Source organism: Lysinibacillus boronitolerans JCM 21713 = 10a = NBRC 103108, assembly GCF_000772935.1.
Taxonomy (GTDB): Bacteria; Bacillota; Bacilli; order Bacillales_A; family Planococcaceae; genus Lysinibacillus; species Lysinibacillus boronitolerans.
Genome location: NZ_JPVR01000078.1, coordinates 170,878 through 196,574, shown reverse-complemented (window position 1 = coordinate 196,574; position 25,697 = coordinate 170,878). Strand labels below are relative to the sequence as shown.

The 25,697-nt window shown below is 34.7% G+C and carries 25 protein-coding genes and 2 pseudogenes; 18 read left to right on the top strand and 9 right to left on the bottom strand.

What is annotated here, in order from left to right:
• Positions 1-87: 87 nt before the first annotated feature.
• Positions 88-999: a DNA glycosylase gene (locus CD31_RS16450; protein WP_036079205.1), complete on the bottom strand. Its 912-nt coding sequence runs from the start codon at positions 997-999 to the stop codon at positions 88-90.
• Positions 1,000-1,161: 162 nt separating this feature from the next.
• Between CD31_RS16450 and CD31_RS16445 the strand changes: the two genes are divergently transcribed.
• The 4 genes from CD31_RS16445 to CD31_RS16430 all read left to right on the top strand — a co-directional run bounded on the left by CD31_RS16445 (position 1,162) and on the right by CD31_RS16430 (position 3,947).
• Complete coding sequence (locus tag CD31_RS16445) at positions 1,162-1,875, top strand: 2OG-Fe(II) oxygenase (protein WP_036079204.1); 714 nt, start codon at positions 1,162-1,164, stop codon at positions 1,873-1,875.
• A gap of 85 nt (positions 1,876-1,960) precedes the next feature.
• The gene (locus tag CD31_RS16440) at positions 1,961-2,581 is read left to right on the top strand and encodes a bifunctional transcriptional activator/DNA repair enzyme AdaA (protein WP_036079203.1); all 621 of its coding nucleotides are present in this window, start codon (positions 1,961-1,963) and stop codon (positions 2,579-2,581) included.
• Complete coding sequence (locus CD31_RS16435; RefSeq protein WP_036079359.1) at positions 2,565-3,098, top strand: methylated-DNA--[protein]-cysteine S-methyltransferase; 534 nt, start codon at positions 2,565-2,567, stop codon at positions 3,096-3,098. The genes CD31_RS16440 and CD31_RS16435 overlap by 17 nt, the downstream gene beginning before the upstream one ends.
• Positions 3,099-3,128: 30 nt before the next feature.
• Positions 3,129-3,947, top strand: coding sequence for an SPL family radical SAM protein (locus CD31_RS16430; RefSeq protein ID WP_036079202.1), 819 nt, complete (start codon positions 3,129-3,131; stop codon positions 3,945-3,947).
• Positions 3,948-4,034: 87 nt separating this feature from the next.
• On the opposite strand, the gene CD31_RS23580 is transcribed toward CD31_RS16430, so the two are convergent.
• The gene (locus CD31_RS23580) at positions 4,035-4,184 is read right to left on the bottom strand and encodes a hypothetical protein (protein WP_016992948.1); all 150 of its coding nucleotides are present in this window, start codon (positions 4,182-4,184) and stop codon (positions 4,035-4,037) included.
• A 261-nt stretch (positions 4,185-4,445) separates the two neighbouring features.
• On the opposite strand from CD31_RS23580, the gene CD31_RS16425 reads away from it, so the two are divergent.
• Together CD31_RS16425 and CD31_RS16420 are read left to right on the top strand one after the other, a co-directional pair.
• A complete protein-coding gene (locus CD31_RS16425; protein WP_036079201.1) occupies positions 4,446-4,895 on the top strand; it encodes a GNAT family N-acetyltransferase in 450 nt (149 codons plus the stop codon).
• Between the two features lie 213 nt (positions 4,896-5,108).
• A complete protein-coding gene (locus CD31_RS16420) occupies positions 5,109-7,265 on the top strand; it encodes an ATP-dependent helicase (protein WP_036079200.1) in 2,157 nt (718 codons plus the stop codon).
• Positions 7,266-7,329: 64 nt separating this feature from the next.
• On the opposite strand, the gene CD31_RS16415 is transcribed toward CD31_RS16420, so the two are convergent.
• Positions 7,330-8,199 (bottom strand): LysR family transcriptional regulator, encoded by an 870-nt coding sequence (locus tag CD31_RS16415; protein ID WP_036079199.1) that lies wholly within the window; start codon positions 8,197-8,199, stop codon positions 7,330-7,332.
• Positions 8,200-8,381: 182 nt separating this feature from the next.
• Here CD31_RS16415 and CD31_RS16410 point away from each other — a divergent pair, with 182 nt between their 5' ends.
• Positions 8,382-9,275: a DMT family transporter gene (locus CD31_RS16410; protein ID WP_036079198.1), complete on the top strand. Its 894-nt coding sequence runs from the start codon at positions 8,382-8,384 to the stop codon at positions 9,273-9,275.
• Between the two features lie 160 nt (positions 9,276-9,435).
• Here CD31_RS16410 and CD31_RS16405 read toward each other — a convergent pair whose 3' ends face one another.
• Positions 9,436-9,879 carry a class I SAM-dependent methyltransferase gene (locus tag CD31_RS16405; RefSeq protein ID WP_280522766.1) on the bottom strand — a complete coding sequence of 148 codons (444 nt, stop codon included), beginning with the start codon at positions 9,877-9,879 and terminating at the stop codon, positions 9,436-9,438.
• Positions 9,880-10,285: 406 nt separating this feature from the next.
• Complete coding sequence (locus CD31_RS16400; protein WP_026023565.1) at positions 10,286-10,561, bottom strand: YqhV family protein; 276 nt, start codon at positions 10,559-10,561, stop codon at positions 10,286-10,288.
• Positions 10,562-10,915: 354 nt separating this feature from the next.
• Between CD31_RS16400 and CD31_RS16395 the strand changes: the two genes are divergently transcribed.
• The 5 genes from CD31_RS16395 to CD31_RS16375 all read left to right on the top strand — a co-directional run bounded on the left by CD31_RS16395 (position 10,916) and on the right by CD31_RS16375 (position 15,822).
• Positions 10,916-11,626, top strand: a complete 711-nt coding sequence (locus CD31_RS16395) for a cytochrome c biogenesis CcdA family protein (protein ID WP_036079195.1) — start codon at positions 10,916-10,918, stop codon at positions 11,624-11,626.
• Between the two features lie 39 nt (positions 11,627-11,665).
• On the top strand, positions 11,666-12,199 hold the full coding sequence (gene resA / locus CD31_RS16390) for a thiol-disulfide oxidoreductase ResA (RefSeq protein WP_036079193.1): 534 nt from the start codon (positions 11,666-11,668) through the stop codon (positions 12,197-12,199).
• Between the two features lie 511 nt (positions 12,200-12,710).
• Positions 12,711-13,250 (top strand): TVP38/TMEM64 family protein, encoded by a 540-nt coding sequence (locus CD31_RS16385; protein ID WP_036079192.1) that lies wholly within the window; start codon positions 12,711-12,713, stop codon positions 13,248-13,250.
• Between the two features lie 125 nt (positions 13,251-13,375).
• Entirely contained in the window at positions 13,376-14,905 is a 1,530-nt protein-coding gene (locus tag CD31_RS16380; RefSeq protein WP_036079190.1) for a multicopper oxidase family protein, read from the top strand.
• 422 nt (positions 14,906-15,327) lie between these two features.
• Positions 15,328-15,822 carry an NUDIX hydrolase gene (locus CD31_RS16375; protein WP_036079188.1) on the top strand — a complete coding sequence of 165 codons (495 nt, stop codon included), beginning with the start codon at positions 15,328-15,330 and terminating at the stop codon, positions 15,820-15,822.
• Positions 15,823-16,462: 640 nt separating this feature from the next.
• On the opposite strand, the gene CD31_RS23055 is transcribed toward CD31_RS16375, so the two are convergent.
• The 3 genes from CD31_RS23055 to CD31_RS16365 all read right to left on the bottom strand — a co-directional run bounded on the left by CD31_RS23055 (position 16,463) and on the right by CD31_RS16365 (position 18,821).
• Positions 16,463-16,609 carry a YrzI family small protein gene (locus CD31_RS23055; protein ID WP_081011020.1) on the bottom strand — a complete coding sequence of 49 codons (147 nt, stop codon included), beginning with the start codon at positions 16,607-16,609 and terminating at the stop codon, positions 16,463-16,465.
• 1,094 nt (positions 16,610-17,703) lie between these two features.
• Positions 17,704-18,024 (bottom strand): YflT domain-containing protein, encoded by a 321-nt coding sequence (locus CD31_RS16370; RefSeq protein WP_016995409.1) that lies wholly within the window; start codon positions 18,022-18,024, stop codon positions 17,704-17,706.
• 236 nt (positions 18,025-18,260) lie between these two features.
• Positions 18,261-18,821, bottom strand: coding sequence for a hypothetical protein (locus tag CD31_RS16365; RefSeq protein ID WP_036079186.1), 561 nt, complete (start codon positions 18,819-18,821; stop codon positions 18,261-18,263).
• A gap of 230 nt (positions 18,822-19,051) precedes the next feature.
• Here CD31_RS16365 and CD31_RS24070 point away from each other — a divergent pair, with 230 nt between their 5' ends.
• The 5 genes and pseudogenes from CD31_RS24070 to CD31_RS16340 form a co-directional block, all read left to right on the top strand.
• Complete coding sequence (locus CD31_RS24070) at positions 19,052-19,174, top strand: hypothetical protein (protein ID WP_280522765.1); 123 nt, start codon at positions 19,052-19,054, stop codon at positions 19,172-19,174.
• 595 nt (positions 19,175-19,769) lie between these two features.
• Positions 19,770-21,038 carry an MFS transporter gene (locus CD31_RS16360; protein ID WP_036079185.1) on the top strand — a complete coding sequence of 423 codons (1,269 nt, stop codon included), beginning with the start codon at positions 19,770-19,772 and terminating at the stop codon, positions 21,036-21,038.
• Positions 21,031-22,437 carry a MocR-like pyridoxine biosynthesis transcription factor PdxR gene (gene pdxR, locus CD31_RS16355; RefSeq protein WP_036079183.1) on the top strand — a complete coding sequence of 469 codons (1,407 nt, stop codon included), beginning with the start codon at positions 21,031-21,033 and terminating at the stop codon, positions 22,435-22,437. The genes CD31_RS16360 and pdxR overlap by 8 nt, the downstream gene beginning before the upstream one ends.
• A gap of 789 nt (positions 22,438-23,226) precedes the next feature.
• Positions 23,227-23,552 (top strand): annotated as a pseudogene (locus CD31_RS16345) (ArsR/SmtB family transcription factor).
• A pseudogene (locus CD31_RS16340) lies at positions 23,545-23,742 on the top strand (arsenic resistance protein); the annotation flags it as partial. The pseudogenes CD31_RS16345 and CD31_RS16340, both read left to right, overlap by 8 nt.
• A gap of 275 nt (positions 23,743-24,017) precedes the next feature.
• Here CD31_RS16340 and CD31_RS16335 read toward each other — a convergent pair.
• Positions 24,018-24,527, bottom strand: coding sequence for a DinB family protein (locus CD31_RS16335; protein ID WP_036079175.1), 510 nt, complete (start codon positions 24,525-24,527; stop codon positions 24,018-24,020).
• 338 nt (positions 24,528-24,865) lie between these two features.
• Here CD31_RS16335 and CD31_RS16330 point away from each other — a divergent pair, with 338 nt between their 5' ends.
• Positions 24,866-25,360, top strand: coding sequence for a GNAT family N-acetyltransferase (locus CD31_RS16330; RefSeq protein WP_052125394.1), 495 nt, complete (start codon positions 24,866-24,868; stop codon positions 25,358-25,360).
• Positions 25,361-25,697 lie beyond the last annotated feature (337 nt).

Below are 25,697 nucleotides of genomic sequence, written 5' to 3'. Positions count from 1 at the left end.
TTCTGTATCCATTGAATAAAACGTAGCTACATAAGAGCATGTTTTGATTCATTTTTTCAAGACATGCTCAAATCAAGGTGATGATATTTAGTAAAGAACACGCCATAAATAGAAGGTAGCGTAGGATTCCCAGTTTTTCCATGGTATCGAGAGCGCTAAGATTTCCTCTTTCGTAGGCTTTCGGTTCATATTCCGTAATGTTTTTATTGAATTAATCAGACCCACATCATCGATTGGAAAAGCTGTCTGAAACCTCAGGCAACGCATTAGCACGTAATTGGCTGTCCAAGGTCCGATTCCTCGTATTTTGATTAAGCTTCTTTCTGCCTCTTTAAAATTCATGTTCATTAATTGGTCCTTCGATAATTCTCCGCTTGCCATTAATCTTGCAATGCCAATAATATATTCACTTTTTTTAACTGTCATTTTAATAGCTGCTAGGTCAGTAGGTTCTAACTGTGCAATTCGTTCGTACGGAGGGAATACCCAATACTTTTTACTCTTCCATTCGATAGAATCGCCAAAGCTTTCTACAAATTGTCTCTTTAAGGTGTGGGCAAATGCGAGGTTAATTTGTTGTCCTAAAACGCCCCAGCATAAAGCTTCAAATAAATCGGGGATGCCGATAACTCGTAATCCATAGAATTTTTGGGCAGGTATTTGAAGTAATGGATCTGAATTTGCCATTTCATAAAATGGTGTTAAATCGTTATCAAGATCAAACCATTCATGAATATATGTGACAATTTTTTCCCTCTCCCACTTTTCAATAGGTCTAGAATCATTTAGGAACTGAACAACCATTTGTTGATTATCGATTACGCTTATCTGTACTAAAGACTGCATTTCTCCAATGGCTATCACTTTTGTGATGATATCGCTCTCTATTTCATACATGCATTCATTTTTTTCTCTTGTTAAATAGCCTAGATTCGCATTCATATCAAAATTTGCTGGTAAGGTAATGATCATCACATCGTCAACGTCATGCCATATCACTTTTTCATTCTCCTTTTCAACATACACAGTTTGTTAGTTTACTTTATCATAAAAGTAGCTTTACTCATTTTGTTATCTTGCTATTCCATTCTAAACGCCTTATTTTTTTCTATTGATGAGGTTATAGTGTTAGTTATTAAGAAGGCCAAGGAGGGAATAAAAATGGTCCAAGATATTCAAACACGTGTTGGCAGCTTAGAGTGGGATGCCATTCAACATGAACTAGATAAGCAAGGATTTGCAAAGCTTCCTGCGATCTTAACAAAAGAGGAATGTGAATGCTTAATAGGGTTGTATAGTACAGAAGAGCCATATAGAACGACCATTAATATGACGAGGTATCGCTTTGGGGAGGGAGAATACAAATATTTTTCCTATCCATTGCCTGAAATTATCCAAAGTTTAAGAGAGTCCTTTTATCAAGAATTGGCCAAAACAGCTAATCGATGGTTAGGTTATTTAAAGAAAACAGCACAGTTTCCAGCTCAGCTTCAAGATTTTTTGAACACTTGTGAAGAATTTGAACAAACTAGACCGACACCGTTACTCTTAAAGTATGAAACAGGTGGCTTTAATTGTTTGCATCAAGATTTATATGGTGATGTGTTCTTCCCGTTTCAAGTAGTATTTGTATTAAATCAACGCGAACAAGACTTTTCTGGTGGAGAATCACTCCTAGTGGAACAAATTCCACGTGCTCAGAGTAGGGGACATGTTATTACGTTAGATCAAGGTAGTGCACTCATCTTTCCTACTAACCATAGACCTGTTCAAGGTAAAAGGGGATATTATAAACATACGGTTCGTCATGGAGTAAGTACGATTACTGCTGGAGATCGATACGGTCTTGGCATCATTTTTCACGATTCTAAATAAAAAAACTTCAATATCTTGCTATTCCATATCCAGAATTGTACATTGTGAATTTTTAGGGAGTATATTGTAAGGAGAGGTGAGATAAATGCTGGATCCTATGAATGATGAAAATAAAACTTTGAATAATGTAGAAATGATGACAGATGAAAAGTGGCAAGCCATTATCACGAATGATACAGCGTACAACAATCAATTTTTCTATGCTGTCAAGTCAACAGGGATATTTTGTAAACCATCCTGCAAGTCTCGCGTTCCGAAAAAAGAGAATGTATGTATTTTTGCAACTGCAGAACAAGCACTCCGCGCAAATTTTCGCCCTTGTAAACGTTGCAAGCCAACTAATGAAAATTTGCCTGATAGCGAGTGGGTTGATATTATCACAACATACATTGATCAAAATTTCGCTGAAAAATTAACGCTAGAATCTTTAGCAATGATTTGTCATGGGAGTCCCTATCATATGCATCGAACATTTAAAAAGATTAAAGGCATGACGCCCGTTGAGTATATACAACAAGTTCGCGTACACGCGGCTAAAAAGTATTTAATTCAGACGAATAAAGCAATAGGCGATATTGCCATATGTGTGGGTATGGCGAATGCGCCCTATTTTATTACTTTATTTAAAAAGAAAACCGGTCAGACCCCAGCGCAATTTCGTCAAATGAGAAAAATGGAGGAAATAAATGATGGAAATAAAAAATAAACCAACCCTTTTTTGGTCTTTACTCAAGTTTGAGGATTGGCATTTTTATATTGCTGCTACCTCCAAGGGCCTTGTGTTTGTAGGTTCACAGAACAAACCATTCGAGGAAATGTTTGAATGGGCGAAGAAACGCTTTCTAGGAAGTCCTCTTATTGAAGATGAGGAAAAGCTTGCACCCTATGTCCATGAAATCATTCAGTATCTAGCAGGAAAGAGGCAAACCTTCTCTATCCCATTTGAGTACGAAGGTACGCCATTTCAGCTAGCAGTCTGGCAAGCACTTTGTGAAATTCCTTATGGGCAGACCAAATCCTATTCAGACATTGCCCATGCTATCAATAAACCAGCAGCTGTTCGTGCTGTTGGAGCGGCTATTGGTGCTAATCCAGTGTTGCTTACTGTACCGTGCCATCGTGTAACAGGAAAGAATGGCTCTTTAACTGGCTATCGGGGCGGATTAGAAATGAAGAAATTGCTCTTGGCCCTTGAAGAGCGAGGTTCGTCTAGCAATGCATAATACTTGCTACACATGGAATGGAGGGTCCGTATGAAAAGCGAATTATTCTATAAGCATCCAAAAACCATTTTGAATAAAGGGACTGGCTTTCTTTCTGGCTATACGCATTCACTCAATCCTTATACAGGCTGTTCCTTTGGATGTTCCTATTGCTATGTACGTCAAATGCCTGTATCTCTTTTTCGAGAAGGGGAATGGGGAAGTTGGGTCGATGTTAAAAACGGTGCGGCGCATGTATTAAAAAAGGAGCTTCATCGTGCCAAAGCCAAAGGGCCTGTAACCATTTTTATGTCCTCAAGTACAGACCCGTATCAGCCAATAGAGCATAAGGAAAAAGTGACGCGATCTTTACTCGAAGTGATGCTAGAGGATCCCCCTGACTTCTTATTTGTACAGACGAGAAGTCCACTTGTCAGTCGAGATATTGATTTGCTGCGACAATTTAAAGAAAAAGTGCGGGTAAGTATGACAATTGAGACAGATTCGGAAACGATACGTAAACATTTTACGCCAATGGCACCTCCAATCCAAGCGCGTTTTAAGACATTGGAAAAATTAGCAGCTGCGGACATTCCGACACAAGTTGCTATCGCTCCCATTTTACCAAGTGGAGAATATTTTCCTTTGAAATTGAAGCAACTCGTCGATCGGATATGTATAGATGACTACTTCATGGGAGATGGCAGTGGTGGAAAACGCACAAGAAAACTTGAGATTGAGAAAAAATACGACCAACTTGGTTTAGAAGAATGGTATGGACCAGATGTATTAAAAAAAGTATACAACCGATTTATTGAAATCTTTCCAGAAAATCATATTTATATAAGTCAGGCTGGGTTTGAGCCGTAAAATGCTGTAATAGATGGATTATAAAAATAGCCCCAATACCCATCTTTACTGAAGTGGGTATTAGGGTTTTTTCACATGATCGTATGATTAACGTTTGTTTTCATTTTGAATTTGACTGAAATCTACTTCTTCAGCAAACTCTTCTCTGTTTTTACGTTCATTGTTAGCATTTTGATTTTGATTCTGCTGTTTTTTATTGTCTTGCGTTTTATTATTTTTATGTTTATTATTTCCCATTTTCATCTCACCTCCAACACCATTAGTGTGAGTGGAAGATGTTTTTTTATCCGTAGAACTTACAATTAATTCTTCAAGTAATGTACTTTACTTTATTAAGGAGTACAGTATGACTGAAAATTTACCTAATTTATTTCTTAGACCATCAAAATAATATAGGATGAAAGTAAACAGGCTATATGTTTTAATAACCAGGTATCCGAAGTAATTGTGAAGAATGGTAATGCACCAACAACAGATAGCACTTAAGGAGGTACAGTAGTGAACCAACACAACATAATTATTACGCAATATAACCCCCAATATGCTGAACAAACAGTTGCTATGTGGCGAGATAGTAAGGAACAGGCGATTGGTCAGAAAGAAATTCACACCTTTGAAAGTCATGTATATTTCTTAAATCATCTATTAGCTGAGCAGTTTCACATCGATTTAGCGTTAATGGATGAAAAAGTGGTTGGAATGATAGCCTATAACGAAGGCGAAATAAGCCAACTATATATTCATGTCGACTATCAAGGGATGGGCATAGGCCATACATTACTAGATAAAGTAAAAGCACAATCAAATGGACGATTAACTTTATACACATTTGAGGTTAATGAAAATGCCCAACGATTTTATGAAAAAAATGGATTTAAAATCATAGGGAGAGGACATGAAAATGAAGAAAATTTAGCAGATATTCAATATGAATGGATAGCCAAATAAAAAATTTTACTAACGAGCTACTAAAAAGCGTATATACGCTTTTTTTTGATAAGATCTAAAAATGATGAAGAGGCAAATAATCCCCTTAACTGCTATCATCACTCGAATGAGTAGTCGTCAAGCTGCATTTAGTTGCTTTTAATGATCTTAGGAAGTTAATCCATATCATCTGGTATAATAGAAAATAGATTTTTTTAGAACGGAGTAATTGATATGAATGCAGCGCAAAAAGCATTTTTTGAGGAAAAGGAGCGGTCACTTGGCGTTTATCTAAATGATGTGCAGAAGCAGGCGGTGTTGCAGACGAATGGACCGCTGCTACTATTGGCATCTCCTGGTTCAGGAAAAACAACGACGATTATTATGCGTATTGGCTATATGATCGAGGCGCTTGGTGTCAAGCCTGCTCGCATCAAGGCTGTCACATTTAGTAAGGCATCAGCAAATGATATGAAGGCACGTTTTGCAAAGTTTTTTCCGCATTTGCCACCAGTTGATTTTTCGACGATTCATAGTTTAGCATTTCAAGTTGTGCGGGAGACACTTGAACGTCAGGGCATTTCGTATGGGATTATGGAAGAAGCGGATCAGCCTGGTGTTATGTCAAAAAAACGAGTGCTTCGTGAGATTTTTGAACAATTAAATGGCTCGAAAATTACGGAAGATCAGTTAGACGAGCTACTGACGTACATAACGTTCATCAAAAATAAAATGCTGCCAGAACAGGAATGGGCAATTGCAGAAGTAAAGGTGCCAAAAAAAGTCGAGATTTTACATCGATATGAGGAATATAAGCGCACAGCTAGTGACCGTTTGCTCATTGATTTTGATGATATGCTGTTAATGGCGAATGATATTTTTACGAAAAATCGAGAGGTATTGGCGCAATATCAACGTCGATACGATTTTTATTTAACAGATGAAAGTCAGGATACATCGCCAGTTCAACACGCGATCATCGAGAAGCTTGTCGCAGTCCATCAAAATTTATGCGTTGTTGCCGATGAGGATCAGGCTATTTATAGCTGGCGTGGTGCAGAGCCAGATTATTTGTTGAATTTCCAAAAGATTTATCCAGAGGCACATGTTTTACTAATGACACAAAACTATCGTTCATCTGCCTCGATTGTAGAGCCAGCCAATCTATTCATTCAGCGTAATAAAAAACGATATAACAAACAAATGTTTACAGAAAATCCTGCAGCAGAGCCAATCTCATTTAAAATCCTTGAGAATTATAGCTTACAGGCGAAATATGTAGTGAATCAGTTAAAAAGCTTGTCTAAGCCTGGCTCAACAGCTGTTTTATATCGAAATAATACGTCAGCCATTCCTCTTATGGACGCGTTAGACAGAGCGGGCTTGCCTTTCTATATGAAAGATTCGACCATTCGCTTTTTTACGCATTGGGTTGTGGAGGATATTATGAACTTCATGCGTCTAGCGTACAATACAAAAAATATATCGATATTTGAAAAAGTTTACAGAAAAATGAATGCTTATCTTACACCAACGCAATTAAAGGCACTGCAGAAAGTGCAGGAGGATGGCTGTGTATTCACACGATTGTTAGAGCATGTGGAATTAAAGGAATATCAGCCAGAATATATTAAGCGAATTCGCAAAACGTATGATAGCATTCAATTTGATCAAACAACACCAACAGCCATGCTAGAGCATATCCGTTATGACTTTGGTTATGAGCGTGCCTTAAAGAAAATGAGCGAGGACCTCGGTTTTAATTATGAAAATTTACTAGATATTGTGGATGTACTTGGGCTAATTGCTCGCCATACGTCGACGATGACTGAATTTGCGGGTCGTTTGAAGTACCTTGAAAATTTAGCACGTACATCTCATCTGAAAAATGAAAAGAATGCCATTACACTAACAACCTTACACAGTTCAAAGGGCTTGGAATTTGACCGTGTGTATTTGATTGATTTAATTGATGGGATTTTACCTAGTGAGACGGAAGAAGCGATAGAGGAAGAAACAAGGCTCTTTTATGTCGGTATCACACGTGCAATTCGCCATTTGGAATTAATTTCGTACAACAAGCGCTTTAAAGCAAGTGAGGTGCCATCGATGTTTATGAACGCGTTAAAACAAATCGTCTCACCTCAGGATTTGCCAAAGAAAGCGTCGAAAAGTCCATGGAAAGCACCGAAGCAATACCGTAATGATCGGACAATCACAAAGGAGTCAGCGCTAATCGTCGGCTCCAAGGTAAAGCATGTGATGTTTGGAGAAGGCGAAATTTTGGCCATCACAAGTAGCACGATCAAATTGTCATTTGAGGCAGGGATAAAGCAGTTTATGACGGATACATGTTTACAGCAAGGCTATTTAGAAGCGGTGGAGGATTAATGCAGCGTATTCGAGATTTTTTCGAATACGCTTTTTTCGTTGTGCAAAATAATAGCTAAACTACTTATTTTCTCTTTCGATAGGATAAATATTCTATAAATCTCTTTGCTGCAAGTGAAAGCGATTTTTGCTCTCTCATCGCAATTCCAATAGTTCGAAAAGCAGGAACTTCTAGCTCTTTCGCGATAATTTGGTAGGGAATGCGTTCTAAAATCAGTTCAGGTAATATACTGATACCTAATCCATTTTCCACCATGGACATAATGGCGTAGTCGTCCCATGTTGTAAAAGAAATTTGCGGCGAGATATTGTGCTTCTCGAAAATTTCGGAGATTTCCGCTTTTGCGCCTTTTTCTAAAAGCATGAATGGACTATTCAATAGTTCACTTATAGGAAATTTATCGCAATCAGCGAGAGGATGATCTTCAGGAATGACTACCAACAAACGGTCTTGCTCCACAAAGATTGTTTCCATTTCCGCTTTTGTTGGCAGTCGTAAAAATCCAAAGTCGACCCTACCTTCGATAATCCAGCTTTCGATTTCGGTGTAATCTCCTAATAGTAACTCGAAATCAATCCCTGGATAATCCTGCTTAAAGAATTTGATCATATATGGTAGCCAATGTGTTGCTACACTAGAAAATGTACCAATTCGGATGATTCCTGATTGGATATCATGTAAGTCTTCGATCTGCATCATTAACATTTCATGTTCATTACATATACGCTGTAATTGGGGCAGTAACTTTAAGCCATCAGATGTTAAACTGATTCCGGCACGACCTCGTTCAAAAAGGGAAATTCCCCATTCTGATTCTAAATCATTGATCATACGGCTGATGCCGGACTGTGTATAGTTTAATGCATCAGCAGCTCTTGTAAAGCTCCCATATTCTACTGCTTTGACAAAGGCCATATATTTTTGGATATTCATAACGCTATCTCCCTTACATGCTATTTTGTTATGTATGCCATGACAAACATTCGATTTTGTAATGCATATAAGTATGCTATGCTATTCCCATTACAAAAGCAAGTGGAGAGGGAGTGGAAGAAGAGAGAGGGGAAAGCACCTAAAAGTACCTATTAAATTGCGGTAGGTTAGGGGAGTAAATCATGAAATCTAAATTTCAATTTATCGTATCGATGATTATTTTTGGCACAATCGGTTTAGTTGTGCGTCACATTGATTTAGCGGCGAGTGAAAGAGCTTTACTAAGTAGTTTACTAGGATGCTTATTTTTACTCCTAATCTTCTCCATAATGAAGAAAAAAATATCCTGGAATTTAGTAAAATCGAATGCTTTATTTTTGATTCTCTCAGGCGTTGCATTGGGAGGAAACTGGATTTTTCTCTATCAATCCTACGACCACACATCACTTGCCAATGCCACACTAGGATATTACTTTGCGCCAGTATTTGTAATGATTCTTTCACCTGTTGTACTTAGGGAACAATTATCCATTAAAAAAATAATATGCATTGTCATAGCAATTATCGGGATGATAATGATTGTAGGAGAAGGGGTGGGTGCAACGGAATCAGATGATGTTCTTGGACTTACCTTTGGATTGATGGCAGCTGCTTTTTATGCTGCATTGTTACTGTTAAACAAATTTATTAAAGAGATGGACAAGCTAGAGCTGACCATTATTCAACTTGGAACGACTGCATTATTACTGCTGCCGTATGTTTTTTTGACAGAAGGCTTTGGGATCTTTGGATTATCAAGCGCATCTATTCCTTTTATTTTAATTTTAGGTATCGTTAATACAGGGATTGGATTTTGGTTGTTTTTCTCGGGAATGGAAAAATTGAAAGGGCAGAGTATTGCGATGCTCAGTTATGTCGATCCTTTTGTAGCAATATTGATTTCTGCAATGATATTGCAAGAGCAAATGACCCTAGTACAAATTATCGGCGGGGTATTCTTATTAGGTTCTACATTTGTTAGCGAAATTCGATCCTTTAACTTTTCAAAACAACTCATGAAAAAACAAATAGAGTAACAAATTTATCACGGGAGACTTAAATCGATATTACATGGTATTCAACGTTTATAAGGTTATTCAATTACTAAGACAACAATCAGCCAATTCATGGTGGCTGACTGTTGTTTTTTAAACTCTTGATAAGATGCTTGAGCTTCTTGATGAGTTTCCCAAAACGTTAAATATGCCCTTCAGAAAGTTTAAGAACTTCAATATATCTATACATACCCTTTAACATAACAGATTCATCTCTTATAATTCTGAGCCTTTGATCATTTTGTTTAAACAACTCCTCAAAACTTCGACCAATATCTGTTCCTAACATACTTATAAATGGCCTTGCCAATTTTTTTGTTAGCGTTAGTTTTTGATTTTTAGGAGCAAATTTATCAAAGATAAGAATTCTACCATCCTTCTTTAAAACTCTTATCATCTCTTCAAAGCATTTATTTTCATTAGGAACCATAGAAAGAATTAAACTAGCTACAATATAGTCAAATGATTCATCGGCAAAAGACATTTTTTGAGCATCCATTTCTAAAAAATTGAATATATAAGGAAGGATGCAGGAAATTTGAGTTATGTAAGGAAATAGGTGTTCCTTAACTACAGAAAAAATCAAAGAGAGAGGAACATCTTTACTAATACCTTGTAGTGCAATGTTAAATCTGAATAGAATTTAAAAATGGGTTAATGAGGTAATGTAACGCATATTGAGGGAGGTTGTGACGGTCAACCAACGCCACAACCGTATAAGTGCGTGCGAAACACTTAATATAAATTTGTGTAAGTAAAGGCTAATTATACATAAAAAAAAGCAGCGTCGTCACACGCTACAGAATAATTATTTTTTTAATGGACTGATGATTCATAAAAGAGTTTAACAAATGAATGGAATCATGCTATAAAATAAATGTTCGATACAGAAGAAAACTTGGGTTCAAAAGGTTGTTATGATCAATCTACTTACTAATATTTTCGCCAAAATCATATTCTGACACTTGTATGATTTTGGTGAATTTTGGTATTTACTTTATATGTGAGCTAAGAATAATTAGTGTTATACCCGTAAATAAGCAAATGATTCTCGTCACAGGAATTTTATCAGCTAGTCCAAATAATGCAATTGCCGTCGTGACGATTAAAACTGTTGGACCAACCAAAGCAAGCATTGTATTAATATAAAATGCTTTTTCTAAATTATTCAGCTTTAGCATCAACAATCCAGCACTTACTTCAATACTCCCAGACAATACACGTAAAATAACCATAGCAAGAACCGACTTTTCAATAATTGTCATCATCCTATCTTTATAGAAAATTTCTGTTTATAATAAAATTCCATCATGAATAGAATAATAGATTTTTGTTTGTATGAAATACTAAAATCAATATATGTCTGACTCCTATCTAATATTCTTGTTAGATTATGCTTTAAACCCAGGAATATAATGAAAAATTTATTCTATGCTAAATGAGCTGTGTTTCTATAGTTGAAACACGGCTCATTTTTATTTTTAATCCTAATTTAAATTAATGATCAAATAGAAAGGTATCAACAATACATTTCCATATAACTCAGCATATGCATATATTCTCCATATTTATAGTCTATACTTTATTTTCAAACTGACTATAGAAAGGTTGAGTGAGCGTATTTGTTAGAACAATTAAATTTACTTCTTGCATTTGGTGCTGGATTATTATCATTTGTATCACCTTGTTCATTACCATTGTATCCAGCTTTTCTATCTTATGTAACAGGAATATCCTTTAATGAACTAAAAGAAGAAAAAGGGATTTTGAGGCGAAAATCTCTGATACATACCCTGCTTTTTTTATTTGGTTTTTCTATTATTTTTATGGCACTAGGTTTTTCAACTTCTTTTATCGGACAGATTTTTATTCAGTATAAAGAGTTCCTAAGACAAATTGGAGCAATTATCATGGTCTTTTTTGGATTAGTTATTCTAGGTTTTTTTAAAATAGATATTTTACAATCTGAAAAAAAGATTCATTTTAAAAAAAGGCCCAAAGGATATTTTGGTTCGGTACTTATTGGAATGGGTTTCGCAGCAGGATGGACACCTTGCACTGGACCAATTCTTGCAGGAGTAATAGCTTTAGGAGTGTCTGATCCTGGGAAGGGGATGTTGTACATGCTATTTTATGTGCTAGGTTTCTCTATACCTTTCCTTATAATGTCTTTATTTATCGGAAAAATGAAGTTTCTTCAAAGAAAAAATGGACTGTTTATGAAAATAGGTGGTGCAATAATGATTGTTATGGGAATTTTATTGTATTTTGATATGATGACTAAAATTATTGCGTTTTTAACACCGATTTTTGGAGGGTTTACTGGTTTTTAGTTTTACATCATTTAAGAGAGGAAGGAGCATAACTTAATTATGGATAAAAAAAAGAGAAGATTTCTTATGCGTTCAATTATATTAATTGTATTATTTGGGGCAATATTCTTCACAGTCTATACAACTTTAACGCAAGATAAAAATGAAGTTTTAAAAATAGGGGACAATGCTCCAAATTTTACTCTAGTTGATATACATGGTGATAAACATAATTTGGAAGAATACAAAGGACAAGGCGTCTTTTTAAACTTTTGGGGGACTTGGTGCAAACCTTGCGAAAGAGAATTTCCAATTATAGATAGATATTATAATGAATATAAAGAAAAAGGTATACAGGTATTAGCTATAAATATAGCAGAATCCGACTTCGTGGTTCAAAATTATATCGACCGAAAAGGGCTAACTTTTCCGGTTTTAATAGATAAAAATAAAAGTGTAATGGAAGCATATAATATCAATCCATTACCAACGACTGTTCTTATTAATTCTGAGGGGAAAATAGAAAAAATAATTACTGGAGAAATGAAAGAACAAGATATAAAGAATTACATGGAACTAATTCTACCAGACTAAATAATTATAGTTGCTACATTTACAAAATGAAAGGGATGAAAGGGGGAAACTGCGAGAATTGATTCCGCAGAAGAAACTTATCTTCTCCGTAAGATGTTTGACGAGTCGATTTTGACAAATTGAACATCTTTTTTTATGTAGACACTATCAATTGTCAAAGCCGCTAATAATTTTATCACAGAGAGAACGTTAGATTTACAAGCAAAAATTTTTAGTGGAAGTACAATAAAAGAAATAACAAATTATATTAGACAGGGAATACCAGTCATCACCAAAGGTTGAAGGTGGATGGATACAGGTGAGTCCCATCAAACTTAAATTTACATACGATGGTACTATTATCTGTGGGAAATACGACTGTGGAAGTAATGGATCCACGTAAGGGATTGATAACATTGGATAAGGGAGCATTTTTTAATAGCTATGAAGCATTAGGCGAACAGGCAGTTGTTGTTTATTAACAATAGTTCCTTATATGCAAGTAATAGGTTAAAAAAGATAGCGTTGAATCATGGAAGAAAAATTACTTCAATTACTAGAACAATCTGGATCATTTGCAATTTTGGTTAGTTTAATGATAAATACTTTGGTTAGTATAATAGGTGTACTACCAAGTGTTTTTGTTACAGCTGCTAACCTTGTGTTTTTTGGCGTATTCAACGGTTTGCTGATTTCTATTATCGGTGAATCAATTGGTGCAGTTATTAGCTTTATTTTATATAGAAAAGGAATCAATAAATGGAAAAGACCGTTTGTATTGCACCCTAAACTTTTAAAATTAAAGGAGTTGGAAGGATCTGATGCATTTTGGATAATTGTTAGTTTAAGGATTTTACCTTTTATGTCATCAGGTCTTGTGACTTTTACTAGTGCTTTTTCTAAGGTGTCTTTAGGCACATTTGCGCTTGCTAGTACTATTGGAAAAATACCAGCCTTAATCTTTGAAGCTGGAGCCGTATATGGTTTTATGCAAGTAAATTTTATATGGAAAATTGTAATAAGTATCTTATTAATGTCCATTATCATTTTCATTTGGAAAGTTAAGAAGTAAAAGAAGTCATATCAAAATTTTCTTAGATAGAGTAGTTAATATTTGTCTCATTTAATTTCAAATCCATAATTTCTCCATACTTCTTTGTTATAGTGCCTATGTAAAGAATGAAAGGAGGAAACATAATGAAATCTAAACTTTTGATTTCTTCATTATTAGTAGGCGCTATTATAATGGGAGGATGTAGTGCGGGAAAATCGGAATCTAATTCAAATATGGATCATTCTGCTATGTCTGGTATGGACCATTCCAATATGAGTAATGAAGAAATGAAAAACATGGAGGGTATGGATAATAATGATAGTAGCATGGAAAATGATCATGCGAGTCATAACAATCCATTAGCATTAAATAATTCAACTGGGGAAAATGAGCTTGCGCTCCCACCTATAATTGAACCTAAAAATGGAATTGTTGATATTACTGCTCAACAAGGTACGACAGAAATTTTTAAGGGAACTAAAACAGAGTCATATGGATATAATGGTTCTTTTTTAGGGCCAATCATTCGTATTCATAAAGATCAAACGGTAACGTTTAGAACTAAAAATGATTTATCTGAACCAACAACATTTCACTGGCATGGATTAGAAATCCCTGGTAATGGTGATGGCGGTCCACATCAAGTCTTAGAGCCAGGTGTAACAGAAGATGTGAATTTTACAGTTAATCAAGGAGCATCTACGCTATGGTTCCATCCACATCCAGAAGGTGCTACAGCAGAGCAAGTATATAAAGGTTTAGCGGGCTTAATTTATATTGATGATGAAAATTCGCAAAAAATCAATTTACCGAATGAGTATGGTGTGAATGATTTTCCGCTAGTATTCCAAGATAGACAATTTAATGAAGAAAAGCAATTAAATTATCAAGCAGTCCTTAATGAGGATGGTACAATAGGGGATACTTTGTTAATTAATGGTACTTTAAATCCTAAACTTACTGTTGGTAAAGAAAAAGTAAGACTTCGATTATTAAACGGTTCTAATGCTCGTAATTATACGTTTAAATTGAATAATGGAGCTACATTCCAACAAATTGCTACTGATGGAGGTTTCTTAAATCAACCAACTGATATGAATGAAATTACCTTAACACCAGGTGAGCGAGCAGAGGTAATAGTGGATTTTTCAAAGATGGATGACAAAACTGATATAGCATTAATAAATGAAGAAGGAATTACCCTTTTACCATTTAAAATTGAACAAAAAGCTGCAAGTACAAGTAACATTGCACAAAAATTAAATGATTTTGGTGTTACGGAAGAGGAAAAAAACTTACCAGTTACAAAGAAACTTGAACTTTTTGGTATGGGCACAATGGTTTCAATCAATGGTTCACAGTTTGATATGAATCGCATTGATTTCACTCAAAAACAGGGAGATACTGAAATTTGGGAAATTTATAATAAACCTGATATGATGGGCGGCATGACACATCCTTTCCACATACATGGCACTCAATTTAAAATCGTATCGATTGATGGGAAAGAACCGCCTTTAAATTTAAAAGGGTGGAAGGATACTGTGTCAGTTGAAGCTGGTCAAACAATTAAATTAGCAGTGAAGTTCAATAATAAGGGCATTTACATGTTCCATTGCCATGTCCTTGAACATGAAGAAAATGGGATGATGGGTCAAGTTGAAGTAAAATAAAAATAGTTTAAAAACCTCCAAATATTTGGAGGTTTTTTAGATGTCATTCAAAAGTGGATTTTAAACTACTTAAAACACCAGACAAGGCCATTTCGTGCCATTTAAATGTTTCTAAATCATAGTATACGACTTTTTTTAAATAAACAAAAACATCATTAACCGCGCAATAAAAAAGAGGCTTCCATTATCATTTTAAATTGATAAATGTTGAGTAACAATAGAGAAGTCCCATAATCGGGCCATTTAATTAAATAACACTTCAAAATTAAAAATAGGATTCTATGTTAATCTTGATGTGAGTTTGTGTAACAGTATACTTAAGCTATCAATGCAGTTTAGTTGAATAAAAGGGATTTTTGAAACAGTGTAGAAAGTTAAAATTAGGTGATAAATTGCATTTAACAGGGAGATGGGATAGATATATGCAGACCATTTTTGTCGACTGGGGTGGAAATAATGTGAAGCTAACTTGGATGCCTCGATTGAAATTAACAGAATCTTTAATAGTGACGAGTGTTCATGCAGTGTGCTTTAAAGATGGGAAAGTGTTATTAGCACAAATAAAAAATCGAGGGTTTAATTATCCAGGTGGACACGTAGAGATAGGGGAGAAAGTAGAAGAAGCTATACTACGTGAAACATATGAAGAGGGGTACGTAAAGGGAACAATTAAATACATAGGTTCAATTGAAGTAAGCCATAAAGAAAATCTGTCCTTTGATTCAAATGGAAAATATCCTTTGATTGCTTATCAGGCATTTTTTAGAATGGATGTTACCGAGTGTTTACCTTTTCTCCGAGAACATGAATCATCTGCTCGAATTTGGGTCGAACCCACTGAAATACCATTTGTGATTAATGACAATAAACTTTCAAAATTAATCTTAGACGATGCGTTAACCTTTTGTTCTTCTTAAACTAACGATGTACTTTAGTTCAATAACGATCTTCACCAATCGGCGCGATTCTGTAATAAGGATCAGCGCTCGTTTTCATTAAAGGGCAAGATTGTGGAATAAAAATTGTAAAATAATCACAAAAATTTATTACCATTATTGTCAAAGTATTGATTTACAAAAGCACCCTCTATAGTTGGTGAAAGAGTGAGAATGGGTTAATTGAATCGAGTTGATGTGTTTCCTCTATCCACATTGACCAAGGAGTTGTCGAATGTAGGAGCTTTTATTTTGATATATCACAGATAATATAACAATATGGGTAAATCAACTAATTATCACAAAATTATTTGCTGCATAGTACAAGAATACTGTTCTGCAGGAAAAACTAAAAGAATGATATTTTGGTAATCAATTTTATTTAACTAAAGAGCGATTCTCTAAAATAAGGAAAGCGTCTTTCTTCATGAAAAGGGCCATTTAATTGAAAAAGACTAAACAAAAAGGCAACCCGTCCTAGAATAGAACGGGTTAGCTTTACTGAGATTATATATTACTTCATCTGGTGGTTGTGTCTTTCTCCAGCCATAAAACTGCATAACGTCTTTTGATCATATAAAACATTTCAATTCCCACCTTTCATGTTTTTTAATTAACAAGATTAATATTGACGAATACGAATATAATCGTCAATTTTTTTTCGGTTCTCTTCAAAGATTTTTTTCACGTATTCATCATGAAGTGCTTTCTCAAGAGAGACCTTACGTTTTGTAATAGTTATCGTGAGCGCAAAAAAGTTTAATATCATTTATTATCACCTCCTTAAAGTGCCATGAAAAATAAAAAAACCGCAGAGAGACTCCTCTACGGTGAAAAAAGGCACAAAAATACCGCAGGGGCACACTTCTCCCTGCGGTATGGGTATGCTTATTTACAAAAAAAACCTTAAGCGATCCATTCCGATGCGGTCGAATGTGTGATTTTCATTTTTAATGAAGTTGTAGCTACCAATGACATCAATTTAACGATAACGATCATTTTATTCGACCTCCTTAAGAATTTTTTGTTTACTTTGTAAGTATATCTAACTTTAAGTTGTTTGTAAACATCTTTTACAAAGCTTTCCTAATTATTGAAGTGTGAACATTTATGGAAGCTACTGTACATGGGGGGGAATCCAAATCCAGCAATTTCTACAAGGGTATGACTTCAAAATAAAAAGCATTAGCAGATCATATTGAGTATGGTATCCCAGATCTAAATATATAGTGAATCCCTTTATACGAGTAATTCAGTTATAAAAGTAGCTAATTAATATCTTGTACAAAGTCAGAGACAATATTTTCTAATATAAATAAATTGATTATGATAATTGATGGATGACAATCCATCAGTAACACTAAATACGTAGTTGCTAAAAGTTGTTTTCTGTAAAGCATCGATTCAGCCAGGTACATCTGCAGTATCCAATTCGGCCAATTCCTGAAACATGATTTTTTGTCCATCGATAAACAGAGGGATTTGCTGTCCCAATCAATCGTAGGAGTATGCTCTTATCGATGCATAAGGTACTCCGTTTATTATAGGAACTCTAGCAATTGATGTATCTTTAAAACAAAGTTGTACCGTTTATAAAAAAGATGAACTGTTTTTTAGATCTTAGAATGATAAATTATAAAAGTTTGATTAAAAATCCTGTTAATGCAGGATTCGGCCATATTGTTGAAGAAGACTCTTTAATGAAGAAGATGAAAATTTCCTCGAGCAGATCATTGACAATAAAGAAGGATGGGTTTTTATACTGACTTGGTTTAAAGGCTATCTGAAATACAGAGCCCACGGAATGCGAGGAGGACTTGTAAAATGAAAAACAAACCCGGGATTGGATACCCGGGTTTGCTTTTACTTATTGGCAACTATGACCAATTTACCTGTATCCAGTTCCTTTTCGAATTGAGCAGCTTCCGATTCACTTAATCCGACAGAAGCTAACTCATTGCGGAGTTCATCTCCACGGGAATTCACCAGGTTCTTCATAGAAGTCAGGAACCCTTGCTCGCCAATACCAACTTCTTCTGTCCCGAGTGCTTCGTTAATATCATCTTCACGTTCTTCATAGTGCGCAAAGATGTAAATGTTATCTCGAAGATATCCTTGGGCTTCTAATTTCTCCACTTCTTGTTTTGCCTGTACTACGTTTTCTACTGTCAATTTGACTGTCATTATTTATCCCTCCTAATATGTTCACATTCAATGTATTCCACTAAATTGAATCAATAAAACATCTTTTTAGTTTTTATGTAGGTTAGAGTGGCATTAACAACTAATGAACAACTCGAAAACATTGTATGTTGTTATACTATAATTGGGCGCTATTGTTGTATAAGCCCCTGCAACAATCCTTGAGAAAACAGCTTTTTTCATAGAGATAGTAGCTTCCGAAAAAGTTTCTGAGAATATTATCGAAGTAAAGAAAAAAAAGAAAAAACAGCATAAATTATCACACCAATACCTATGATTGCCAACCCCATACTAATCAGTCTCAAATGGCCCGATTCTTTTTGCATCTCCTGATAACATTTTGACGTCAAAAATGCACCAGTTAGCATTATGACCACACAAGCCATATACGAAAGAATTCCACCGCCATCAATTTTACTTTGTTCGATGATTCGCATCGCTATATAGTTTATAAAAGACACAACTGAAAAAAGGGATGTTTCCTTCTTTGCTAATTTTCTATCTTTCTTTTTTGACACTCTATACCATTGTTTTACATCTTCTTGAGATACATACTGCTCAACAATAGCTTCTACTTGTCCTGCATATTCTTTTCGAACTTTGACTGCATAAAACACTATGTATACTTCATTATTTTTTTTCGATCGCAGTCTTTCGGACGGTTGCCTTAAAATATCTTTGATGTCTAGTTCAAACGAAATGCTATTTCTATCTAAGTGTTCGATAATTGCCTGGACAGTATCTTCTGAATATCCAACTAATATTTTCTTTTTAAACAAACTCTGCACCTCTTAAACAAGTTAAATACGCTTAATTATACTATTTCATTAGACCTTTCCAACGATCCAAAATATAACAATCTCTTTAAATATCTAATGCTTTCATATAGCAGCATTCTTTGGAAAGGCTATTTTCTTAAAGATTATTGTTATTCAGCTAACGTGGCTGGTTAGTTGAAGAGTGTTGTTAAACTGGTAAAATAAACAGAGATAAAAAAGAGGAATGTTATATGAATAAAAGACAGGGGAGAGTAGCAATTTTTTTATTTGATGATGTTGAGGTAATAGAAGGCTTAGTTGAGATAGAGAAAGAGAATTTTAAAGAATTTTTTATAAGAATATTAAATATTTAAAATGAAGTAGTGGATGGGAAGTGGGCAGAACGGATAATTGGGTTAGTGACGTTAGAGCGACAATTGTAATGATAGGACCGTCAGATGGCAAGCAACTTTTGAGTTGGTCAAATTCCAAACGCGGTTAAATATAAAAGGTCAGCAATCGGGGCTTTTCTGAATAAGGAAAGCGTCTTTCTTCATGGAAAGGCCGCGTTTGTTGAATAAAGCTGGAAAATGATCAAACTTTTCTATAAAACTCTCATACTTATCTAAAAAGAGGAGCTCCATTTTGAACAATCTTTTTCAATATGGAGTTTTTGATGTTGCTTTTAGATAAAGATTTAAGGATATTTTTTAATCATTCTTAATTCCAAAGCTACAACTGTTAGGAACTTAAGCTTATTAAAGGATTATCCAGATTACACTTTTTCATTTAGTTTTAGCATATTGTTAGGGTAACCGTACCGTGAGTAAATGAGGAAAAAACTTATAAAATTAAATTGAAAACAGGTTTGATCACAGATCTGACCTGATAAAAAGTTTTTGAGTTGAACCGTTACTCTAGGTTCAACTTTATTTATCCTGTTAGTAGCAAAGATAAGGAGGATTAGAAATGTCAAAGAAAGTCATTGCTACTAGCTATAGGGAATTATTAATGCATAGAGAATATTTATTTGTTTTAGTATCAAGTACACTGTCAAGCTTTGCTTTCGTATTATTTCAAGTAGTTCTTTTCTGGTTGGCGTATAAAATTTCAGAGACAACCTTTCAAGCAGCTGTTGTCGTGCAAAGCAGTGCTGTGCCCTATTTATTATTTGGCCTTCTTGGTGGAGTGTATGCTGATCATTGGAATAAGAAAAAAATCATTATATGGAATCAACTTGGAACAGGTTTTATGATTTTTACCATCCTTATCATGTACTGGCTTCATATCGAGTCTATCTGGTACATAGCAGTTGCCTCATTTTTTATTGTATCTTTTCGCTGTTTTTACAGCCCTGCTATTAGAAGCTTGGTGTCTAAAACATTACCTGAGGCATTATGGCCAAAGGGAAATTCTATATTTCAATTAAGTTTGCAATTATCTAGATCGATTGCACCGATTTTCTCAGGAATTCTATTATCCTTTTTTTCACCTGAATGGATGTTCTTTATTTTTTTCATTTTAACTATTGCACCTATAGGATTTGTGATACCTTTAATTTTAGAACATAAAAAAACTTCCAAGAGTGTACCTGTAATAAAGGAACTGAAAGAAACATTTACGTTTTTAAAAACCAAAAATTCCTTGTTTATTTCGATTGTTTCTTTTGGGATCGTGTTATTGTTCTTTACAGGGATGGAACGTTTAGGTCTCCCGATTATTTCGGATCAACAATGGCAAAAGGGAGCAAAAGGCTTTTCGATTATGTTGACACTTTTCGGTATAGGAAATGCTCTTGGAGCTGTTTTACTGGGGAAAATTGAAATCAAATCCCATTATTCTCGTTTCATTATGATTAGTTGTATTTTGTGGGGGCTTGGTTTGATGGGAGTAGGGCTCTCACCAAACCTGTATATGGCATGCCTATTTGCGTTATTCACAGGGATTACGGAAGCTTTCATTGATCTTCCTATGGTACTAATGATTCAAAAATTCACACCAGAAGACAAAATAGGTAAGGTATTTAGTTTTCTATCTACGATTGCCTTTATCGGGGAAGCAGGTTCTAGTATATTAGTTGCTTTTGTCATTGGGGTTTCAGGAATCCATGTCAGTTTTATCATTATTGCCTGTTCCATCATCGTGATATGTTGTACTTCTTTATACTTAATGGAAAGACGTAAAATAGATAATAGGATTTCTAAGAAAGACTATAGATTGGGAGAATCACATGAATGAGTTATTAATCACTTTGGATCGGGATTCATCCGTTCCTTTGTATGTTCAAATATATGATTTTATCAAAAAAGAAATCTTAGAAGGGCATCTTTCCCCCAATACCTCATTACCATCGATTAGAAAGATGTCAGAGCAATTGAAAGTTAATAAAACCACTCTTGAAACGGCATATGATCAACTCATGATGGAAGGGTTAATTGAGAGTGTGCCAAGAGGTGGTTACTATATCAAAGAAATCGATATTGGCTTTTTTCATAAACTAGATCACAAAAATAAGTTGAATAGAGTTAAAAAAACGGAGTCTAGTTATCAGTATAATTTCAACTTAGACCATGTTGACGTCCAACATTTCCCCATCTCCACTTGGAGGAGATTAACGAACGAAGTGTTAAGCGATGAAACTTTTAAGATATTTAATACAGGAGATTCTCAGGGAGATCTTGGATTAAGAGAGCAAATTGCCAACTATGTTAGGTTCGCTAGGGGTGTAAAGTGTACAGCAGATCAAATCATCATTGGTTCACATTCTCAAATCCTATTAATGCTCGTATGCAATCTAATCGGTCTAAGGGAAAAAATAGTAGCTGTAGGTGAGCCAGGCTATTCTTTAGCAACAAATGTATTCGAAAAATATGGATGTCATATTGCACCCATTTCGTTAGAGAGAGATGGAATGAACCAAATAGAATTAGAGAATTCTGGAGCTAGTATCGTTTTTACCTCACCATCCTTTCAATTTCCATTCGGTAACATAATGAAGATTCAAAAGAGAATAAGCTTATTGAAATGGGCAAGTGCAAATAATGCTTATATCATTGAAGACGATTATTTATCGGAATTTAGATATTCTGGAGAATTAATCCCTTCCCTTCAGAATCTAGACCGCGAAGAACGGGTTATTTATTTAGGGACATTTCATGGAAGTTTATTACCTGCCATTAATATAGGTTATCTCATTTTACCTCCTCATTTACTGTCAGAGTATTATCGAAGTCAATATGAATTTCAGCAAACGACATCGAGAATTGAGCAAAAAACACTTGAATTATTCATGAGAAATGGTCACTGGGAACGGCATAGGTTCCGTATGAAAGAAATTTATAAAAAGAAGTACGGGACCATTATAAATGCTATAGAAGCCTGTTTTAAAGATAAGGCTGTAGTATTTAAAGGACAGACTGGTCTTCATATTGTTTTGGAAGTAATAACAAGTGAAAAAGAAGAGAACCTACTTCAAAAAGCTAGAAAAGCAGGTATTAATCTTTATAGCCTGAGTGACACATGGTATAGACAAGCAAACAATCCATTTATAAATCCTATGTTTTTACTAGGCTTTGGTGGGCTGACAATAGAAGAAATCGAGAATGGTATTGCGATTCTTTACAGAACATGGTTTTAAATCAAATATTAGAAAATAGTAGCGGTAAAGATAGGATGGAGAGAAATCCATCAAGGTTAGAAAATCTCACTTAGATCTATCACGGTGAACCGTATCATAAATAAGAAAAGAACCACCTAGAACATTTGTATTAACAATGTTTTAGGTGGTTTTCTTTTATTCAAATTCACTAATTATTTTTAAATAAGTGCTTGTTGATTTACCTACTGGATTTTTTTGTATTAGTTTATGGATTTTGGATAACGAGGTTTGTTATATTTGGTACTATTTCTAGTGAATATTTCATTTCCATTCTTTCAAGCTTCTTGTGAGCATTCAATCCATTTGGCCCGATATTAAGAACAGGGACATTTATATCTCCCATGCTATTAAATCCAACCCCGATCCCAAAATCGAATTTGGGAACTTCTTTGTATGTAAGGTAGTAAACCACACGAATACGACGTTCCCTTATACAATAATCGGGCGCGATTGTGGAGCAACACAGGTAGAAAACAATCAAACATTTTTATAAAAACCTAACTTAAAACTGCTAAAGAGGAATCCCTTTTGATCAATCTTTTTCAAAAGGGATGCTTCTTATTTATCATAAAATAAGGGTTTGCGAGGTATATTTGCTCAAATTTTATTTCAAAGCAACATCAAATTGGGTAAAAATCTGTTGCATTTCAAAACATTAAAACATAATATAAGAATATAATTATATACGTATTAATTCACCTTTTTTTAAAGAGGTGATTTTATTTAAATTAATACATAAGCAAATGATTATATAAGGAGTGCAGATAAATGGAAAACACACAAATTGAAAAACAACTAAAAGCAGCAGCAGATTTAAATCGCATTAAATTACTTGCATGCATGAAAAATGGGGAGGTATGTGTATGTGATTTTGTGGATGTGTTAGGAATATCACAACCAGCTGTTAGTCAACATTTACGAAAATTAAAGGAGGCAGGCATTATTACGGAACGAAAAGTAGGGACTTGGAAACATTACCGTTTAGTAGAGGATCAAACGCCACTGATGAAGGGCATTTTAGAACAAATTCAGCCTTTAAACGGGGGCAACTGTGATACAGATTGTTGCCATTAGGGGGAAATATAAATGAGTAATGATTCTTTAACCAAGCAGCTTTCATTTCTAGATCGTTACCTTACCTTATGGATATTTGTTGCGATGGGAATAGGTATTTTATTAAGTGTGACAATGCCTAATATTGGAGAAGCATTAGAGGCCATGTCTATTGGCACAACATCCATACCAATTGCTATAGGGTTAATTATCATGATGTACCCACCATTAAAGATATATGCTCAGCTAAGCGGAAAGCTAAGACAGGATTTATACAGTAAATACTTTTAAGAAACTTTCATTCAATTAAGACACTCATGTAGAAATGGGTGTTTTCTGTTATAGGGCCATATAATTGAATAAGAAATTAAATAAAATAGGAAACTAATAAATAGAGATAGCGTAGGAAAATGCGGATTTATAACGCTAAGGAAGTTCCACTATTAAAAAACCTAATTTCTCAGTATTAAATGAGAAATTAAGTTTTTTCATTAATAGAAAGAGACTTATAAGTATTTATCACTAATCACTTTCATATGGTGTAACTCGTGCCCAGCAATGCCATATGCAATGGTACCTACCGAAACGGGGCTGTTCATTACAGTTCCATTACGAACCCACGCAGCTTCATCAATAGTTGAAATCAGGCTTAACGTGTTGGAGCGTACCGTGTCTAAACCAGCTAGTAATTGTTCCCAAGATAATTTGTTGAAGTTTGCCGCAGAAACGTATTGATCCTGATCCAGTGCTGGGAGTGGTGCACTTTCATTTCGTGCAATGGCAAGCATTCGATACGACATCACACGTTCCGAGTCGGTCATATGCCCAATCACTTCTTTTAAAGTCCATTTCCCTGGTGCGTACGTCTTCCTTGCTAACTCCTCTGATACGCCGCCTAAGAGGGTAAGGGTATTAGTTCGTTGCTTACTCAGTATTTCTTCAATATCTCCATCTGGCACAAGACTAACATACCTATCATGCTCTGGATTTTCAATAAATAATGGTCGTGGACGCACAAAAATCCTCCTCATCGGAATAGTTAATTATGGTTGTAGGGTAATATTCTACTTTCAAGAGGATATTTCCTTTATTTAATATTTATTTTCACTATTTCGAAAACATATTCAACAATCGGGCGCTTTCTGTAATAAAAATCGGCGCTTGGTTTCATTAAAGGGCCATTTAATGAAATTACACTTCTAAATTTTAAATGGTGTTTTGTGTTAATTTCAATGTGAGTTTTTTAAAAAAATGTACTAAGATAATAGAGCATTTAGCTTTAGAAGAATAGAGGTTTTGATAACCTTAATGTCGAAAAGAATGTATAATCGCTTAAAACAAAAGGAGAGGTTCTTTGAAAAAAATTAGGGAAGCAACAAAAGATGATATGATAGAAATTTACAAGATGGGCTATGATGTTTGGGGAGATAATATGCCATATGAAGAATATATAACTTTGTGCCAGGCTTCCAATAAGTATAAAAAGGGAAAGTGGTACGTTCTTGAAGCAACAGATACAAAGCAACTATTAAGCTCCCTCATCGTATATGAACTAAATCTTTCTGAAGACCAAATTGTAAAAGGGCTTGGTTCAATCGCTACTCCCTTATTATTAAGAAAAAAAGGATACGCTTCTTTATTGGTCAAAGAAATGATAAATAAACTAGAACTGGAAGAAAACTGTAACAACTTTTTCCTTTATAGTGATATTGGGATAGAATTTTATAAAGGATTAGGCTTTATTGAACTACCTAATGATTGTCAAAAATATAAAGACAGTGTTTGTATGTATTACTCAAAAGAAAATGAGATTGACTCTATATCACTACATATCCCCGATTACTTTTAAAGCACATCCTTATTAAAGTAACGGAGGCTTTAGTTCAATAACGGTCTTCAACAATCTGGTGCAATTCGGTCCTGCACCCCAAAAGTTAGAGTGAAAAACTAACTTTTGGGATGATTTATATGACTAAATATAGTGAAGAATTTAAATTGATGGTGGTTCAAGAATATTTAAGTGGCTCTATCGAATTACTCGAAAAGGAAAAAAGGAATAACAACCTACAATATCATAAAGTAAGAGCTATCTTCAGTAGCCACTGAGGTATAAATTGAAATTAGTAGCGCAAAGATCAACAGTAAAACAATTTAGTTTGGAACATATTGTTTACCTTTTAGAGAAC